16 protein-coding genes are annotated in these 16632 nt (G+C 46.1%); 8 read left to right on the top strand and 8 right to left on the bottom strand.

Translation table 11 applies throughout. From position 1 onward, the window contains the following. Positions 1 to 78: 78 nt before the first annotated feature. From QUA54_RS16330 to QUA54_RS16320, 3 genes are all read right to left on the bottom strand, one after another. Positions 79 to 723, bottom strand: coding sequence for a hypothetical protein (locus tag QUA54_RS16330; protein WP_333415448.1), 645 nt, complete (start codon positions 721 to 723; stop codon positions 79 to 81). Positions 724 to 1014: 291 nt separating this feature from the next. Then, positions 1015 to 2652 (bottom strand): AAA family ATPase, encoded by a 1638-nt coding sequence (locus QUA54_RS16325; protein WP_333415447.1) that lies wholly within the window; start codon positions 2650 to 2652, stop codon positions 1015 to 1017. 188 nt (positions 2653 to 2840) lie between these two features. Next, positions 2841 to 3125: a DUF2470 domain-containing protein gene (locus tag QUA54_RS16320; RefSeq protein ID WP_333136317.1), complete on the bottom strand. Its 285-nt coding sequence runs from the start codon at positions 3123 to 3125 to the stop codon at positions 2841 to 2843. 143 nt (positions 3126 to 3268) lie between these two features. Here QUA54_RS16320 and QUA54_RS16315 point away from each other — a divergent pair, with 143 nt between their 5' ends. Together QUA54_RS16315 and QUA54_RS16310 are read left to right on the top strand one after the other, a co-directional pair. Further along, a complete protein-coding gene (locus QUA54_RS16315) occupies positions 3269 to 3577 on the top strand; it encodes a type II toxin-antitoxin system HigB family toxin (RefSeq protein WP_333415446.1) in 309 nt (102 codons plus the stop codon). Positions 3578 to 3711: 134 nt separating this feature from the next. Beyond that, positions 3712 to 4131: a transcriptional regulator gene (locus QUA54_RS16310; protein WP_333415445.1), complete on the top strand. Its 420-nt coding sequence runs from the start codon at positions 3712 to 3714 to the stop codon at positions 4129 to 4131. Between the two features lie 82 nt (positions 4132 to 4213). On the opposite strand, the gene QUA54_RS16305 is transcribed toward QUA54_RS16310, so the two are convergent. The 4 genes from QUA54_RS16305 to QUA54_RS16290 all read right to left on the bottom strand — a co-directional run bounded on the left by QUA54_RS16305 (position 4214) and on the right by QUA54_RS16290 (position 9948). Next, positions 4214 to 6367 carry a flotillin family protein gene (locus QUA54_RS16305; protein ID WP_333415444.1) on the bottom strand — a complete coding sequence of 718 codons (2154 nt, stop codon included), beginning with the start codon at positions 6365 to 6367 and terminating at the stop codon, positions 4214 to 4216. A 229-nt stretch (positions 6368 to 6596) separates the two neighbouring features. Continuing rightward, on the bottom strand, positions 6597 to 8948 hold the full coding sequence (locus tag QUA54_RS16300; protein WP_333415443.1) for a PhoX family phosphatase: 2352 nt from the start codon (positions 8946 to 8948) through the stop codon (positions 6597 to 6599). A 218-nt stretch (positions 8949 to 9166) separates the two neighbouring features. Next, the gene (locus tag QUA54_RS16295; RefSeq protein WP_333415442.1) at positions 9167 to 9634 is read right to left on the bottom strand and encodes a hypothetical protein; all 468 of its coding nucleotides are present in this window, start codon (positions 9632 to 9634) and stop codon (positions 9167 to 9169) included. Positions 9635 to 9693: 59 nt separating this feature from the next. Beyond that, positions 9694 to 9948 (bottom strand): hypothetical protein, encoded by a 255-nt coding sequence (locus tag QUA54_RS16290; protein ID WP_333415441.1) that lies wholly within the window; start codon positions 9946 to 9948, stop codon positions 9694 to 9696. Here QUA54_RS16290 and folK point away from each other — a divergent pair. The 4 genes from folK to QUA54_RS16270 all read left to right on the top strand — a co-directional run bounded on the left by folK (position 9911) and on the right by QUA54_RS16270 (position 13483). Beyond that, a complete protein-coding gene (folK, locus tag QUA54_RS16285) occupies positions 9911 to 10399 on the top strand; it encodes a 2-amino-4-hydroxy-6-hydroxymethyldihydropteridine diphosphokinase (protein ID WP_333415440.1) in 489 nt (162 codons plus the stop codon). The two genes, QUA54_RS16290 and folK, sit on opposite strands and share 38 nt — an antisense overlap. Before the next feature lie 181 nt (positions 10400 to 10580). Then, positions 10581 to 11129 carry an NUDIX hydrolase gene (locus tag QUA54_RS16280; protein WP_172186119.1) on the top strand — a complete coding sequence of 183 codons (549 nt, stop codon included), beginning with the start codon at positions 10581 to 10583 and terminating at the stop codon, positions 11127 to 11129. A 141-nt stretch (positions 11130 to 11270) separates the two neighbouring features. Beyond that, on the top strand, positions 11271 to 12722 hold the full coding sequence (locus tag QUA54_RS16275) for an FAD-binding domain-containing protein (protein ID WP_333415439.1): 1452 nt from the start codon (positions 11271 to 11273) through the stop codon (positions 12720 to 12722). A gap of 113 nt (positions 12723 to 12835) precedes the next feature. Next, a complete protein-coding gene (locus tag QUA54_RS16270; protein WP_333415438.1) occupies positions 12836 to 13483 on the top strand; it encodes a Uma2 family endonuclease in 648 nt (215 codons plus the stop codon). 102 nt (positions 13484 to 13585) lie between these two features. Here QUA54_RS16270 and QUA54_RS16265 read toward each other — a convergent pair whose 3' ends face one another. Beyond that, entirely contained in the window at positions 13586 to 14035 is a 450-nt protein-coding gene (locus QUA54_RS16265; RefSeq protein WP_333203697.1) for a hypothetical protein, read from the bottom strand. Between the two features lie 97 nt (positions 14036 to 14132). Here QUA54_RS16265 and QUA54_RS16260 point away from each other — a divergent pair, with 97 nt between their 5' ends. Together QUA54_RS16260 and QUA54_RS16255 are read left to right on the top strand one after the other, a co-directional pair. Further along, positions 14133 to 14459, top strand: coding sequence for a hypothetical protein (locus QUA54_RS16260; RefSeq protein ID WP_333203698.1), 327 nt, complete (start codon positions 14133 to 14135; stop codon positions 14457 to 14459). Positions 14460 to 14474: 15 nt separating this feature from the next. Then, positions 14475 to 16607, top strand: a complete 2133-nt coding sequence (locus QUA54_RS16255) for a pentapeptide repeat-containing protein (protein WP_333415437.1) — start codon at positions 14475 to 14477, stop codon at positions 16605 to 16607. Positions 16608 to 16632 lie beyond the last annotated feature (25 nt).

The following is a 16632-nucleotide window of genomic DNA, read 5'->3' as shown; positions in this document are numbered from 1 at the left end:
GAGGACTTCAATTCTCAGAATTCAGGACTTTAGTCCTTACTACAAACCGAAATTAGGTGGGGTTGGTAGTACCCCATTTTATGAGCCACAAGTCTTGACAGCATCATGTGAAAACATTGAACTAGACTGTGCAACACATTTAGCAGTGTCTACCTTGGCGTTTTGACAGACCGTGACTGCATCATGAGAAAACATCCATGTAGCAGATTGCAAACATTCAGATGTGTAAGGCGTTGGATTTTTACAAACATTGACTGCATCATGAGAAAACATCCACTTAGCAGATTTTAAGCATTCACTTTTCGTATTACTGGTATTTGATGATGAGGTGTTTTGTTGATTGCTAGAGGCGACTTGAACTTCTGGAGGATTTTTCCAATCGCTAAACTCCCAATCGCTAGAAGAGGTCGCGATCGCCAAAATTCCACTGCCGATCAAAACAAGTAGGACGGTTAATGATGCAATGGCACTAAAAGTCGTTGACTTTCTTAGAGTATTAGATTTTGTCCCTACATAGCTATAAAGCACAGACCCTAAAGTCCAGGTAAACACAATTACTATGATCCAAAGAACTCTTGATTCTGAGGCAATTAGATCTGAAGCTACCGCATCTATCATGCTCCAGATCGGATGAATTAAAGTCCAGTAAAAAAATAGTCCAATAATGAAAATCCCGGCTACGATTAGCAAAAAGCAAGAAAAATAGAACAAAACAAGCTTCATATGATTCTATTTAGTTAAGAATGAACATTGCCCTGAACAAGCATACATAGTGTTTTCAAATGTTCGCGAACAGCAATCTGCTCAGAAGACCCTCGAGCAAGGGGATAGCTTTTACATCCCAGATTAAAACACCATTTATTTAAGTACACCTACACATTGTTATGTTAGATTTCCCAAAAAGTCTTGTTTGTCGGGGAAAAATTACTTCGAGTCATGAAACGACTCCTCTTAAGGTAAGCTAACGTACTAGAGAATCAAGGATTGATACCCAATTACTCGCGCGAAAGTGACTTAATTGTCGATCGCATCCCTTCGCCGCTGGCTGTAGCGTTTCAATTCATCAATTAAGTGAGTATCGTTAGAAGCTGTTCTCGCTCCCGCTTCCGCCGCCCAGCGCTTCAAATCTTCAATTTGCGATCGCGCGATCGCAGCTAAAGGTACTGTATCCTCGATCGACCTCAAAATATCCTCCGTCATCAAATCCCGGCGCTGTCCGTTGACAAACGTTCCAAAGGCCCGATACAACCCATCTATTACGACTTGTTCAATTTCTGCACCGCTAAAATTCTCAGCGCACTTCGCCAAAACCCCCAAATCAAACTCCCGCAATCTAGTCGGCCGCAGTCGCTGCAAATGCACTTTAAAAATATCTTGCCGTTCCGATTCAGAGGGCAAATTCAAAAAGAAAATTTCATCAAACCTGCCTTTTCTCAGCAACTCAGCCGGCAAAATCCGCACGTTATTTGCAGTTGCGACGATAAACACCGGACTGGTTTTTTCCTGCATCCAAGTGATCAAACTGCCGAATACCCGGCGCGAAGTTCCCGAGTCGCCGTCGCCACCGCTGATAATATTGCCGAAGGCTTTATCTATTTCATCGATCCACAAAACGCAAGGTGCGATCGCCTCTGCTAATTGTATCATTTGCCTGACGCGACTTTCGCTTTCCCCGACCACGCCGCCAAACAATCTCCCAGTATCCAATCGTAGCAGCGGCAAACGCCATTCGCAAGCAATAGTTTTCGCAGATAAAGATTTGCCAGTACCTTGAATTCCTACTAACAAAACTCCTTTCGGGTTCGGTATACCGTAGCGACGCGCTTCGTCAGTAAAAGCATCTTGCCGCATCTTTACCCACTGCTTCAAATTCTCCAATCCGCCCACACTTTTTAGGGAGTCTCTGGAGTTGAAAAACTCCAAAATTCCCGTTTGGCGAATTGCTTGCTGTTTCTCCTCCAAAACTCCGTCAATATCCGACTCGTTAATTTGCTGTTTGGCAGCCAAAGCTTTAGCCAAAACCCGCCCGATTCTAGCGCGACTCAAACCCTGACAAGCTTTAACCAACTGTTCCCTTGCTAAACCGCTAACTTGCAACTGTTGCGGCTTTTCCACAACGTGGGAAATTAAACTGTCGATTTCTTGCACGTTGGGCAAAGGAAAATCAATTACTGTGACTTCTTCTTTCAATTCCTCCGGCAATTCCAGCGTGTGAGAAGTAAGAACTATAGTTTTTTTGCTGCGCTTCAATTCCCGCGTTAAATTCCGCAATTCTCGCACTACTGCCGCGCTTTTTTCGCTGTATGGATATTTCAAAACAGGGTGCAAATCCCGCAGTACAAATATGGTATATTCTTCAACAGCAGTTTTGCTGACGCGATCGAGCGCCGCCATTACCGAACCTTTCCCAGAACCGTTATCCTCCCAGCCACGCACAAGATCCCAGAACAACACCCGGCGCGCGGGAGTTACTTGCAGCGCTACTTGGGCAATTACAGCTTCGACCGGTTCCTCCTCCGCGCCGACAATGTACAGCAGCGAATAGCGGGCGCGAATCATCAAATCTAGTCGTTTTACGAGTGCCTCGAAATGGTTACTTTTACGGCCCTTGACGGCATCTAATTCTTTGGGGTTTGGGTAATTTTCTGTCATTTTATTGAATCTTGTAGAGAAAAATTAAACTTTATTAAATATTTTGTTCGCAGTCAGGATTTTAGTCTTTAAGATGATTTAAACCAACTAAGGGTTTGTAGTAAGGAGGTTAGTCCTTAACAACTATTTAAGCGGACTAAATTCCGTACTGCAAACGTTAAAATTATAACAGCCTAGTACGCAATTGACTACTTAGCAACTTTTCGAGCTTGTTTCACCATTTCAATGAGAGTGTGGTGAGCATCTTCGGCGTCTTTTAAAGTGCGATCGAAATTTACTCTGACAGGCACTGTTTCGTCATTAACTTTAGCGGTTAAATCCATGCCGTTGGCATCAATAGCGAGCATTTGAGCTTCCGTTGCCTGCGGTTGGTCGCCAAATGCTTGAGCATATAGCACGACAGCACTAGCGTGGTCTTCGTTCATGTGAGTGCAGATGCGATCGCTAATCTCAGTGGAAAACGGTTCTGACATGGGAGATTCCTCAGATGCAATATCGATCGATTGTACTGCAAATCGGAGTTGACAAAATACTTCGCAATTTGCTAAGATGAAATTAAAATGATTCTAGCGAGAGTCCAATCGATGCGTAAATTAGTTTGTTATCCAGGAACTATATGCACGTTATCTCTGCATCAGCACTCAGGAAATTCTGGGAAAAGTATCCTGATGCCGAAAAAAGTCTGCGCTCTTGGTACAAACTAGCAACTACAGCAGAGTGGTCAAATTTAGCTGAAGTGAAAGCAGTTTTTTCCTCAGCCGATAGAGTTGGCAACTTTACTGTTTTTAACATCAGAGGTAATAATTACAGACTGATTACGTTCATAGATTATGAATATCGACCTAAAAAAATTTTTATTCGCTCTGTACTTACTCATGAAGAATATGACGAAGATAAATGGAAAAAAGACCCGTGGTATGAATGATAATTTTCTCCTTTTAAAACTTACCAAATAATCCTAGGGATAGGGGCAACCACGGGGAATTGCCCCTACACTCACACCATACATATATTGAGGAGCTGCGTAATTCCTGTCCTTTCTTAATATAGGATACTCACATGAACAACTCTAGCGCTTATATCGAACTACTCAAAACATTTCCTCCCCGACCTATAACGGCTGAGGAGGAATTAATGGCAACTCAAAAAGCGATCGATTCTCTGTTGGACAAAGGCGAACTGACTTCAGACGAACGCGACTATCTAAACGTACTTGGAACTCTGGTTTATGAATACGAGCAAACTTTAGAACCCATACCTGACATTTATGGGATAGAACTGTTAAAAGCTTTAATCGAAGAATTTGACCTGAGACAAAAAGACCTAGTTCCTATTTTTAAAACCGAGTCTATTGTCTCAGATATCCTCCATGAAAAGCGTCAACTTACAACTGAACACATACAAAAACTTGCAGAGTTTTTCAGTGTCTCGCCGGCTGTTTTCTTTCCACTGCATCAAGTTGTTGGTAATGCTGTCTAAAATTGTTTGTAGTAAGGAATTTAGTCCATGTTGACTAAAAGCTTTAATAGAGGACGATCGTTCTCACTACAAACTGCACAGCCTAACTAAAAGATCGATCGTCAAACGGCAATTCATCAAACAGCGGAGCCATATCAGACTCTGCAACACTATCAGACTTCGCAACGGTTGGCTTAACAGAATTCACCTTGGCTACCGATAACTTGGCCGCTGGTTCCGATTTCTGTAAATTAACTAACGGTAACTCCCCGCCGTTTTCTCCATTCTTGCTCGTTTGATTCCACATCATCATTCCCAGCAAACCATCAACCAAACCGCCACCGCTACCGTTGCCTGTTACCGCCACATCCGGCACAACTCGCACGTTGCGATCGCCTATAATTTGCATTAACTGCAAAGCCGTATAACCGGAACCTCCCAAAGCCACAACACCCGCGCGATAAGCTTCAGCTTGAGCATTTCCCTTCACCCGAATCGACTCAGCTTCCCCTTGAGCTTGTTTCACCTGAGAATTCGCTTTCAACTCAGAAATCTTCACGCCTTGTTCCGATTTCACCATCTCTTGTTGAATCTCGGCCAGCGCCGTTTCTCGCACCAATTGTTGCCGCTGAGTTTGTGCTACTTGCTGCACCTCATAAGTCTTGCACTGTTCCTCAGCAATTTTGCGATCTGTTTGAGTTTGCATCAACTCTGCGGGTGGCAAAATATCCCCGATTAAAGTATCAATTGCCTGCACGTCGTAGGTGCGCAAAGCTGCTTTGATATACTCGGCGGCTTCCGCTTGCCTGCCGCTTCTTGCGGAGAGAAAATCTAATACAGAATAAGCTTGAGCCGAATTGCGGAAATAATTGCCGATTGTCGGCTGCAAAACGTGGTCAACTAAATTCTGCATCGAACCGACGCGAGAGATGACTTTCGGAGCATCCAAGGCTCCAACGTGAATAATCTGAGCTACTTCTAAATCAAAGGCAAACCCGTCTTGAGAACGCACGGTTAAAGACGAAAGTTTAGAATCGTAACTGTGCCTTTCTGTTTTGCCAGACCAATTCAATACTATATTAGTAGTCGGCACTAACTCTACTTTTAAAATGCGAGTATTCAGGGGATGTTTCCCGGGATAAAGAGGTGTCACCCAAACTCCTTTATTGCCGACATTTACTAAATTTCCGTGAGTGAAAGCAGCACCGCTCACATCTTCCGAGGTTTTGCCGACATAGGAAATAACCGCGCCGACATAGCCGATCGGGATTTCGGTCATCGCTACTTGGTCAACCCCGACAAACCAAGGATTTAAGTTCCACGAACCGGAAAGCAAAACCTGTTCCTGCAAACCGCGCCGCCCGCCAGCGGTGATAAACTTTTGCGCGTTTTGGAAGTTGTCGTGATTCGGAATAATCGGGCCGGCAATTTCGCCATCTTGAATCGGAACGCCGTCAAAAGTTGTGACAATTCCCACTCTATCTGGGGCAATTGTGTACAGCTTCAACTGTTCGGCTGTCATCCCGTGTTTGGCAGCATTAGCCGCTGTAATTACTGTAAATAATGCTGTATTAATTCTATAGCTACCGCCAGTCACGATGCCGAGTTGCCTACCTTTTTCGCCGCCGCCAAGGAGGAATTTGCGAGCATCTTGAAAATTGTCGCATTCTGTGATTTTGCCGAGGATGCGCTGCGGTGGAATTGACTGACCACCTGCTGCGATAATGAGAGCAATTTCACCTTGGGGAACTACAGTTAGAGACTCTTTGCGAACGTTGTACTGCAAAGGCCAATAACCCCAGTGCCAACCGGGGGGCAAAGTATCAGCTTGATATCCCGCTTCTCCGTTTAAGGCAATTAAATCTCCGGGCGGTAAAGACTTGCCGTCAAAGCTAAACTTTTTACTGACAATGCCAACTTCGCGATCGCCAATTACTACCAATCCGCCAAAAAATAGCGGCAGCACCAGAATAATTATCATACCGCCGATCGCGATCGGAATAAATCCGCCCGGATCGAGCTGCATTGTCTGCACGGGAACAGTGCTGCGTAACTGCCCTAACTGCAAGCTAGAATCAGGTTTTGCGACTAACTGAGTCGAGGTTTCATTTGCGAGGGGGATATTGCTAGCGGCTAATACTGGCGAGGGTTTCAAACTGCTAATTGCACTAAAAGCTAAAGACGCCGAAACAGCGGCTGCAAACTGTTTTAAAACGCGGACTTTGACTTGAGATTTGGACAAAAATGAATAAAGCATTTTTTTGAGCAGGGCTAATTTGTCCTAGGAGTTCCAGCTTAGCCTTACTAAAAAGTTTTTACCTAAAGCTTAAGGTCTTATTTATCATTATTTGCCGTCATAATAGTCATATTTTTCTGTAAAAATACTTAATATAAAACTCAAAAACCATCAGTCATCAATCAAGGCGTAAGGCTCGCAGTGTACACCCTAGCGATGACTAATGACTAATGACTAATAACTAAGCGCTTTAAACAAACTGACCCGTTGTGGTCGATCGCACGCGGCGAATTCCAATCACCGACGGCATCGGCGATCGGCGCCGATCGTTCTCAATATTGCTCGGCCACAAACTGCCGCGAGAAACACTACGAGTCTGATTAAAAACAGCACCGTTCAAATCCAACATTTCAATTTGCCGACTGAGAACAGTACCATCATCGATCGGGCAATCTTCCCCAGGATGCTGCACCGAAAGCAACAGCGTATCTCCGACAAAAGTCGGCCCCGTCATTTCGCACCGATTCGGCCCTTGAGCAAACGGAATTACACTTCCTGCATTCGGGCCGGAAGTCGGAATGTAAAACAGCCAATTGTTGCCGAAAACACCCGTAAAATCCGATATATTTCCTGTCTTTTTATGGTCGATCGCCGTCGGCTTTCCAGCCGCACCGATATCAAAACCGTTGTGCGTGGGAGTAGAGATATCAGTGACACCCCAAACATTACCTTGAGTGTCAAAAACCAAATTATCTACACTAGCAAATCCCGCCCCAGCTACCGAACCCGCTTCTCCACCTTGAGCAAAACGCTGCCAGCGGAAAGTCAAACCCGCACCGTCGGAACTATCTTCAATTATTTTATAAATTCCTCCAGACTGCTGAGTGCTGTTGAGGGCGGCAGTGTATTTAGCAACAGTAAAAATCCGAGAATCTGGATAACCGTCGCTACCCGGTGCGCCGTCAGTATAGGAAATGAAAACTTCCTTAGTAGTAGGATTAATTTCCAAATCTTCAGGCCGCGCCGTCGGAGTACCGCCAATCAAATTAGCGGCATGAAAAGCATCAACTAAAACCGCACCTTGGCTGGTGTAGAAATTAGCAAGACTTTTATTTTTGTAGCCCGGAAGTGCTGTTGCTTCATTAGTTGTATCCATCACAAAAGAACCGCCATCTTCGGTTTGACCTGCAATTCCGGCGCGTTTGGGCAAGCGAGTATTTGCATCTCTTTGAGCTTTGCCAAAACTTGCCAATTCGGCCTCGCCCACTTTTTGGGGGCTCACCGGATTGGTTTGCGTATTTAATGTCAGGGGCAGCCATCTTCCCACACCGTTGCGGTTGTATTGGGCAACGTACAAAACGCCGTCTTCAAATAATCGGCTGTTGGTTTTATCTGCGGGATTTGTGACAGTACCGCTGCTGACAAATTTCCAGGTGTGTCCGCCGCGCCGATCGTCCCCCATGTACACTACTAATTTGCGACCTGCTTCGGCGCGAATCGCGACGTTTTCGTGGCGGAAACGGCCTAAAGCCGTGTGCTTCCGGGGGCGGAAATTCGGATCTTGGGGATCGACTTCTACCATCCAGCCGTATTTTTCGCCGACTAAGCCGAATTCCTCACCCGTAGTGCCCTTGGCGTAGCCGGTTTGGCCGCCGTTGGGTTTGACGTTTTCTTGAACTCCCACGAAGAATAGTTCGCTACCCTGGAAATTTTCTTCGGCGGAGAGGATTGTGCCCCAAGGGGTTGTGCCGCCGGAACAGTTGTAGGCTGTGCCGATGATGCGGTTTCCGAGTCCGTCGCTGTTGACTTGCGCGAAGACTTGGGTGGCTGCGGGGCCCGTGCCTGTGAGATAGTTATCGTCGCCTTGTCTGGTGCCCCAGGAAGTCACATCTTTGTATTTGTCGGTACGCTGGCTGTTGATTGCGAGGCCGGAAAGTCCGTGGATACGGCGGTTGAGGGAGTCGCGGGCGATCGCCCCAAAGCGTCCATCAGCTTGTTTGGTAATGCGGACGATCGAACCACCGAGATTGTACAGAAATTCGCCGAGGGTAGCCCGATTTTTTACGGATAAGTCTATACCGAGGACGGCGCGATCCGTTGCTGGAAATGATGCCACATCAGACGGCGCTTCCGGTGCCATTTTCGACATCGGGAAGGATACGTACTCGTGGTTAACCCAGAGATAACCGTCGTCACTGCTGCCGCCAAGACCTACAAACCCGGTGTAGTCGTTGTTGTAGCCGAAATAGTCTGCCGGATCTGGGAAAACTCGATCGCCCCAGCGGAGAATCACGTACCGTTCGTATTCCGGCGGCACAACCACATCGTCAACAACGCTGTAGCTGGTTAATTTAGTATTCTGGGAGGCGGCCATCACGGTGCCCTGTCCGTTTAGGCCCGTCGGTATGAAGCTGGACAATTCTTGATAAACTGGCAGCGGGTGAGGAAGTCTTAACGGAGTGAAAGATAGCGGTCTGACAACAGCTTCTGCCGAGGTGGAATTGATGCCGAATAGTGTTTTAGTTAGTTGAGGGGCAAGCACAGTAGTAGCTGCACTGCTACCGAAGAAAATTAACAGTTGTCGGCGAGTTATTTTAGACATAAATTCCTTATTCAACCCAACTTCCCTAATCAAATGATTCCGTATGCAACTTTATCACTGTTAAATTAAGGGGAGTTAACCTTCAGGTTAATTAAAATCACATTTTATTTGGGTTAATAATAAGTTAAATAGATTTGTTAGTGGTTATTTTTTAGCGGTTATTGGTTGTTTGTTGTTTGTTACCAATGCCCCATGCCGCCTGCCCGATTACCACTATTTCAATCATCTCGAAAACCCGGATCGTTTTGTCGGGATGCCGATCGGCTGGGCGCAGGTACATCGATCGCTTGCGAAAACCCAGAATTTGCGGGCGAAGTATTGCCGTCTCTGAATCCCAGCAGCAATTGAGCATCGGCAAAATATCTAGTCCACTGTTCAATTCTCGCATCTTTGTGCCAGTCGCGGCGGGATACTCTCGATCGCAAAACCGGAACTCTTTGTCGGCTGCGATCGGCTGTAATGATGATTGTAACTTCTGTTAATGCCGGATTTTCTTGAAACTGGCGGGCGATCGACTCTTTCGCTAAATCTTCCGCCTGCTGCATTAAACTCCCAAAAGATTGACTGCCGTTCGACTCTAGGGTAAGATAGCTTTCCTTAGTTTCTGCTAAAGATACTGATATACTTGCGGTAAAAATGACCGTTGCCAAAATCCAGGCTGAAAATAAGCGTCGGTGCAAACTCATTATTTTTTTAACTAAATGCTGACATCTGTCAATCATAATCAATAAAAATTAACACCCAATTAAGCTAGGATTAAAATAATATTTTGTATAATTAGATTTTGCCGAAAATAAGGTTTATAGGCTAGATAAATAAATCTTTCTTTATTCTTCCTTCTTCCCTCTCCCCTCTTCCTTCTTCCCTCTTCTCTCTTCCTTCTTCCTTCTTCCTTCTTCCTTCTTCCTTCTTCCTTCTTCCTTCTTCCTTCTTCTTTCTTCCTTCCTTCTTCCTTCTTTTTTATGAAATTAACAAAATGTGCGATCGCCCTCGGTAGCAATTTAGGCGACTCCCTCGCCACACTCAAAAGCGCGATCGCAACCCTCAACAACACCCCAGAAATCGCAGTAAAATCCCATTCAAGCTGGTATCAAACTGCCCCCGTGGGGCCGCCGCAACCCGATTACATCAACGGCTGTGCAATCCTAGAAGTTGCACTAGAACCAGAACAATTGCTAGCAAATTTATTAGAAATTGAGAGAAAATTTAATCGAATTCGCCGAGAAAAATGGGGGCCGAGAACCCTCGACCTAGATTTGCTGCTGTACAACAATTTAATCCTAGAAACTCCGACACTGACTCTACCTCATCCCCGGATGACCGAAAGAGCTTTTGTATTAGTACCTTTAGCAGAAATTGCCCCGAATTGGGTGCATCCGGTGACGAAAAGTGCGATCGCCCAACTCCTGCAAACCGCAGACTGTTCCGGAGTGCAAAAATTACCACTGTAAAAATTTAGCACAGTTCAGGGATCGTACCAGTTTTCCAAAAAATGCAACCGTAGGTAAGCTCCAAACTGTGATAGTTATCAGTCATTCCCAATCTAAAATCTAAAATCTAAAATCTAAAATCCTATGAGATCGCCTATGATGTCTTAAATCAGTGCTCTCTAACATTATTCGCTTCTTGCTTATGTCGATCGGTCAAGAACTACCCCAACTCCTCAAACAGCGCCTATTTTACCAAGGGCGGAAATTTAACTTTGACGTAGCCACCCTCCGCCTTCCCAACGGTTCCGAAGGCGAGTGGGAATGTATTCGCCACCCGGGCGGAGCACTTGCAGTTCCCGTCACACCCGAAGGTAAACTCGTCTTGGTGCGACAATACCGCTTTGCCACAAAAGGGCGAATTTTAGAATTTCCCGCTGGTACGGTAGAAATCAATGAAAATCCCGCCGAAACTATTAAACGCGAAATCGAAGAAGAAACCGGATATCGCGCGGGAAAATGGCAGAACTTAGGGCAATTTTTTCTCGCCCCCGGTTATTCCGACGAAATCATTTATGCTTTTTTAGCCCAAGATTTGGAAAAACTGGAAAAGCCACCAGCACATGACGATGATGAAGACATGGAGACAGTTTTATTCACCCCGGAAGAATTAGAAAAAGCTATCTTAGCTGGGGAACCAATTGACGCGAAATCAATTTCTAGCTTTTTCTTGGCGCGTCCATTTTTGACTTAAATAGGACTGACGAAAAAAACCCGGTTTCTTATAATAATCGTGCATCAAACCGATAAATCTTAACTTAGAAACCGGGTTTTTTACCCCGCGTGTGTCCGGGACTGTAAAATCTAAAATCTAAAATCTAAAATCTAAAATCGAATGTCCGATCTAATTTTATTTTGGCACCGCCGCGACTTGCGTATTTCTGACAACATCGGACTAGCAGCAGCGCGCCAGCAAAGCCCTAAAGTAGTCGGGATTTTTTGTCTCGATCGCAATATCCTAAATCGCGATGACGTAGCGCCAGCCAGAGTCACCTACATGATCGGCTGCTTGCAAAAACTTCAGCAGCGTTACAGCGAAGCAGGCAGCCAATTGCTGATAATTCAAGATGACCCGAGTCTAGGAATACCGAAATTAGCAACAGCGATAAATGCTCAAGCAGTATTTTGGAACTGGGATGTCGAACCCTACGCAAAACAGCGCGATCTTTCCGTATCAAGCGCCCTCCAACAAGCAGGAATTCAAGTTCAAAATTTCTGGGATCAAGTCCTGCACGCCCCAGATGAAATTCGCAGCGGTACAGGGACTCCCTACACAGTTTATACACCATTTTGGAAAAAATGGAACAGTAAACCCAAAGCCCAACCAGTAGAGACACTGCCGATAACTTATCTGGAATTAATGACCGGATTAACCGCAGAAGAACAAGAAATCGCCAACCAAGCAGGTGCAATTGAAACACTGCCAACTGCCTCTAGTTTAGGATTTATTTGGGAAAACCCATTAGTCATAGAACCTGGAGAAGATGCAGCGAAAAAAAAATTAGAAGAATTTTGCGAGATCGCAATTTACGAATATCAAGAACAGCGCAATTTCCCCGCAACTAACGGCACATCCCAACTCAGCGCCGCCCTCAAATTTGGTGCAATTGGCATCCGCACGGTTTGGCAAGCTACCCAGATAGTAATGGAAACTTGCCGCAACGAAGAAGCGTGTACAAGCATCGGGACTTGGCAACAGGAAATAGCGTGGCGGGAATTTTACCAACACGCCATGTATAACTTCCCAGAACTAGCAGACGGCCCCTACCGTCCAGCATTCAAAGACTTTCCGTGGGAGAACGATGAAAAGCTTTTTCAAGCTTGGTGTCGGGGCAAAACTGGCTATCCTATTATTGACGCGGCAATGCGACAGTTAAATCAGACAGGTTGGATGCACAATCGCTGCCGCATGATAGTCGCTAGCTTCCTCACCAAAGATTTAATTATTAACTGGCAGTGGGGTGAAAAATACTTCATGCAAAAATTGATAGACGGCGATCTTTCTGCTAACAACGGCGGCTGGCAGTGGAGCGCATCCAGCGGCATGGACTCGAAACCTTTGCGAATATTCAATCCCGCCAGTCAAGCTCAAAAATTTGACCCGGAAGGGGAATATATTCGGCACTGGGTTCCAGAATTGCGCCGAGTTGATACTAAACTTTTGCTAACAGGAAATCTTTCGCCTTTAGAACGCCGACTTCTTCCTTATCCCTCTCCAATCGTAGACCACAACGAGCAGCAGCGCAAGTTTAAGGAACTTTACAAGCAGCAAAAAAACGCAGATTAGACAGCTCGATTTTTGGCGAGAGTTACCAGTAAATTAAGTTGAGGGGGTGCTGTACACAATCAACTTAAAAGATGGTATCAGTTATAATAAACTTAAATAAATCGGAGGTTGAAATGGTAACGGTGCAATTAAGGCAAATCAGTGTACCCCCAGGACATAGAGTGCTGTTCAATGATGTCAACTGGCAGGAATTTGAAGCAATTTTAGAAGAGTTGGGAGAACACCGTGGCTCTAGAATAGCTTACAGTCAAGGAACTTTGGAGATTAGGATTGCTATACCAGAACATGAATTCAATAAGGAAATCATTGGCGATATGGTGAAAATATTACTTGAAGAACTTGAAATTGATCGAGAATGTTTTGGTTCGACGACTTTTAAGCGAAAAAATATGTTACAAGGAATTGAACCTGACAACTGCTTTTACATTCAAAATTATGCTCTAATGATTGGTAAAAAGCGGATAGATTTAACTGTCGATCCGCCGCCTGACTTAGCAATTGAAGTCGATATAACTTCCAAAACTCAACTCGATGCTTACGAAGCTTTGGGAGTACCTGAAATATGGCGCTATGAAAATAAGAAGCTTCAGATTAATGTGCTTCAAGATGGGAAATATGTTGAATCTGAAATTAGTCCGACTTTTCCCAATCTGCCAATTATTGAAGCTATTTCTCAATATTGCGAACAAAGCCAAACAGCGGGCACGAGTCAAACTCTCAGATTGTTTCGCCAGTGGGCTAAAAACCAAATACAAAATTGATAGGAAATCTCTAGTTAACGCACTTGCTGTTAAAAAGCAGGCTTCTTGACGATCGCAAAAAAGCCATTTTCTCACAGCAAGCGTCCTAATCTGGTTGTATGGTTAATTTCGCTTTTGGGAAATAGAAAGAGAGTAAGGGTGTTGACCTTGAGATCGATCGCCCACAAAAATAACATAAGTCCCCTTGTCCCCATAACCGGAAAATTCTACATTCCCCGCAGCAGAATTCGCCGGCAGGACGCAGAAACGCCCCCTCGGCCCCTGAATCATCAAACTCGGAGCTCCAGCGGTTTGTACTGCAATCCGCCAGTAAGGCAAATCCTGCGTTACTTCGATGACGTGGTTGGGTGCTTGGGACACAAAACCGCAGTCGCCACTATTGTTCGGGCCGCCGGAAACTCCAGAAACTCCCAGCGGTTCGGGAAATCCCGGAGCAATTTGTAGCGGTTGGCTCCGAAGGGCACCGGCATCCGCTAAAATCATTGCCAAGGCTAGGGTGACGATCGGACTAAACCACAGTTTGCCGCGATCGCCCGGATAATGGATCTTCATGTTTCCTCACACAATGGCATTTGGTTCTAGTTCTTTGACGGTAGGGGATAATGGCGGTTCCAAACACATTAATCTAAAATAACTTCCGAATTTTTTTATGAATCCTCAAAATAACTTCAATTGGCAGCAAGCGTTCGGAGAACTAAAAGCTAAAGTAGAACGATCGCCGCTGATCGCACAAAATTCTGACAGCTATCAAGCCCTCGGAACCTTATACAATCAATTACTGGATAAGTTTCAAAGACTCCCCAAACCGGGACAGGTGGCAGCCTTTGCCGTCGGAGCGATAATTGTCCTGACAGTCTTCAATAGCGTCGTACAGCTAATTTCAGCGCTGATGACTCTTGCCGTTCTCGGAGTGCTAATCTACATAGCGTATAAATTGGCAATTTCCCCCCAGTCCTCAAATACTAACGACAAATAATAGGAATTTCTAAATATGGCTAGCCCCACCGCGCCCAGCGGCATCAATCAACCCGATCCGTCTTGGCAAAGACAATCCAAGCAAATGCCACTGCTGGTTCGCAGGTGCGGCGCTTGGGCCGTGGAAATTTCGTTAATTGCGGCCAGCGCCCTCGTTCCCTTCAGTATCGGGGCATTGGTCAACAATGAATCTCAAAGTGTGCCGCTCAATCCCTCAGTAGCAGCAGCATCCGAAACAGTCGCCCGTACTTTGGGCATACCGGTGCGCGATCGCAACCCCAGAGTCGCACCCCTAACTAATCTATTCTGGTCAGGGGCGCTGCTGGCACCGGCAGTTTTAGCGGGGTGGCAACTGTTTTTGCTCGCCAGAACCGGTCAAACTCTCCCCAAACGCTGGTTCGGCGTCAAAGTTGTCACAGCGTCTGGTACTCCTCCGGGTTTTGGGCAAGTGCTAATTCGCGAAACTTTAGGGCGCTGGGGAGTGCCTCTGGGCGTCGCTTACGGCATTTGGCGCTTGACGGGTGCGTTTCCAGATTTGCTGATTTTAGGGGGGCTGAGCAGCTTGGCAGTGCTCGCAGACGGCGCGGTTGCGTGGCGTTACAAACGGCAAGCGGGACACGATCGCCTCGCGAATACTTTGGTGGTCAACGCTCGATCGAATGAACAGTCTGCCAATCCTGTCAATAGTCCAGATTGGACTGAGGAAGACGCGCAGATTGCGGCTTTGGTTGTGACTCCGCAAACCGGCTTGAAAGCAAATGCCAGTTTGTGGAATTGGATGCGCCAACACCCAGGCACAACTTTAGTGATAGTTACCATCGGCAGCGCCGGATTGATTTTAACTTTGTTTGTCGGCACTCTCATCTACACTCAAAGTCAAGCAAATATGCGGGATTCGCGGCAGCGGAACGACGAATTATTTGTAGCTTTAGTCAGCAAACTGTCTCCCACATCGGCTAGCGGGGCATCCGGCAGGCGATCGGCTATTTTGGCTTTGGGGGCGGTGGAAGACTCCCGCGCCGTACCCCTGCTAGCGGATTTGCTAGCTCAAGAAGACAACCGCGCCATGTTGGACGCGATCCAGCAAGCTTTAGTCAGTAGCGGGCCGAAAGCTTTGCCTGACTTGCAGCGGTTGAACCAAGCTCTCAGCAACGACCTCGATTCCCTGCGCTTTGGCGGCAAGGCCCCAGAACGGGAGTTAGCGGCGGCCCGCCAGCGAACAGTACAAAGGGCGATCGGCAAAATTCTCACAGTGTATAGCAGCCAGCTCAACGGCGCGGATCTGAGCCGCACGGATTTAGCTCAAAGTCCCGCAGGCCCGTCTCAGTTTACTTTAGTTTTAAACAAAGTTGACTTGTCGGGAATTAAGTTGAGAAATACCAATTTAACCAATGCCAGCTTTCAGGGAGCTCGCTTTTACGGCACAGGCGAAGACAGGCGTCCGGCTACATTTGACGATTGGGTTTCTGACTTGAGCGGCGCTAATTTGGAAGGAGTAAATTTGACCGGGGCGTCTTTGAACAGTGCTGTAATGAACCGGACTACTTTTGTGCGCGCTGTCCTGAACAAAGCTAATTTGTCAAGCGGCAATTTGAACTCAGCTAATTTCAGCAGTGCTATTTTAATTGGAGCAAATTTGCAGCAAGCACAGTTAAAAAATGCAATTTTTACTGGTGCAGATATAGGAAGCGCGAATTTGTCTGGAGCGGATTTGTCAGGTGCACGTTTGGGCAAAGTGAAGGCTCAAGGTGCTCAGTTGTCCTTGACAAACTTGTCTAAATCGGAATGGCAAGGTGCTGATTTGTCCGGTGCTGATTTGAGTGGCGCGAACTTACAAAATGCCGATTTGAGTTCGACTAAACTCGCCAACGTGAATTTAAGAGATGCTCGGTTGCAAGATGCGAATTTTCGGAATGCGGAGGTGAGTTCGGTTGATTTTAGGGGCGCGAATTTAGCGGGAGCGAATTTTAAAGGCGCTGTGTTTCTGGGGAAAGCAGCTTCAGAGCAATTTATTCAAAGTCCGACCGGGAGTAAATCGGGTCGATTCCTAGGAGTTGATTTTGCAGAGGCTAAGAATTTAGATAAAAGTCAAATTGCTTACATTTGTTTCCAGGGGGGGATTCATCCGAAGTGCCCGCAGAAGAAGTAAGGATTGGTTGTTAGCGAGTAGGGTA

Origin of the sequence: Microcoleus sp. MOSTC5 (assembly GCF_036701825.1) — a bacterium.
Lineage (GTDB): Bacteria > Cyanobacteriota > Cyanobacteriia > Cyanobacteriales > Microcoleaceae > Microcoleus > Microcoleus asticus.
This window is presented reverse-complemented; position numbering and strand designations above follow the sequence as displayed.

Coding starts and splice junctions, on each gene's coding strand:
- QUA54_RS16330 (WP_333415448.1), bottom strand. CDS start 723: ATGAAGCTTGTTTTGTTCTATTTTTCTTGCTTTTTGCTAATCGTAGCC.
- QUA54_RS16325 (WP_333415447.1), bottom strand. CDS start 2,652: ATGACAGAAAATTACCCAAACCCCAAAGAATTAGATGCCGTCAAGGGC.
- QUA54_RS16320 (WP_333136317.1), bottom strand. CDS start 3,125: ATGTCAGAACCGTTTTCCACTGAGATTAGCGATCGCATCTGCACTCAC.
- QUA54_RS16315 (WP_333415446.1), top strand. CDS start 3,269: ATGCACGTTATCTCTGCATCAGCACTCAGGAAATTCTGGGAAAAGTAT.
- QUA54_RS16310 (WP_333415445.1), top strand. CDS start 3,712: ATGAACAACTCTAGCGCTTATATCGAACTACTCAAAACATTTCCTCCC.
- QUA54_RS16305 (WP_333415444.1), bottom strand. CDS start 6,367: ATGCTTTATTCATTTTTGTCCAAATCTCAAGTCAAAGTCCGCGTTTTA.
- QUA54_RS16300 (WP_333415443.1), bottom strand. CDS start 8,948: ATGTCTAAAATAACTCGCCGACAACTGTTAATTTTCTTCGGTAGCAGT.
- QUA54_RS16295 (WP_333415442.1), bottom strand. CDS start 9,634: ATGAGTTTGCACCGACGCTTATTTTCAGCCTGGATTTTGGCAACGGTC.
- folK (WP_333415440.1), top strand. CDS start 9,911: ATGAAATTAACAAAATGTGCGATCGCCCTCGGTAGCAATTTAGGCGAC.
- QUA54_RS16280 (WP_172186119.1), top strand. CDS start 10,581: ATGTCGATCGGTCAAGAACTACCCCAACTCCTCAAACAGCGCCTATTT.
- QUA54_RS16275 (WP_333415439.1), top strand. CDS start 11,271: ATGTCCGATCTAATTTTATTTTGGCACCGCCGCGACTTGCGTATTTCT.
- QUA54_RS16270 (WP_333415438.1), top strand. CDS start 12,836: ATGGTAACGGTGCAATTAAGGCAAATCAGTGTACCCCCAGGACATAGA.
- QUA54_RS16265 (WP_333203697.1), bottom strand. CDS start 14,035: ATGAAGATCCATTATCCGGGCGATCGCGGCAAACTGTGGTTTAGTCCG.
- QUA54_RS16260 (WP_333203698.1), top strand. CDS start 14,133: ATGAATCCTCAAAATAACTTCAATTGGCAGCAAGCGTTCGGAGAACTA.
- QUA54_RS16255 (WP_333415437.1), top strand. CDS start 14,475: ATGGCTAGCCCCACCGCGCCCAGCGGCATCAATCAACCCGATCCGTCT.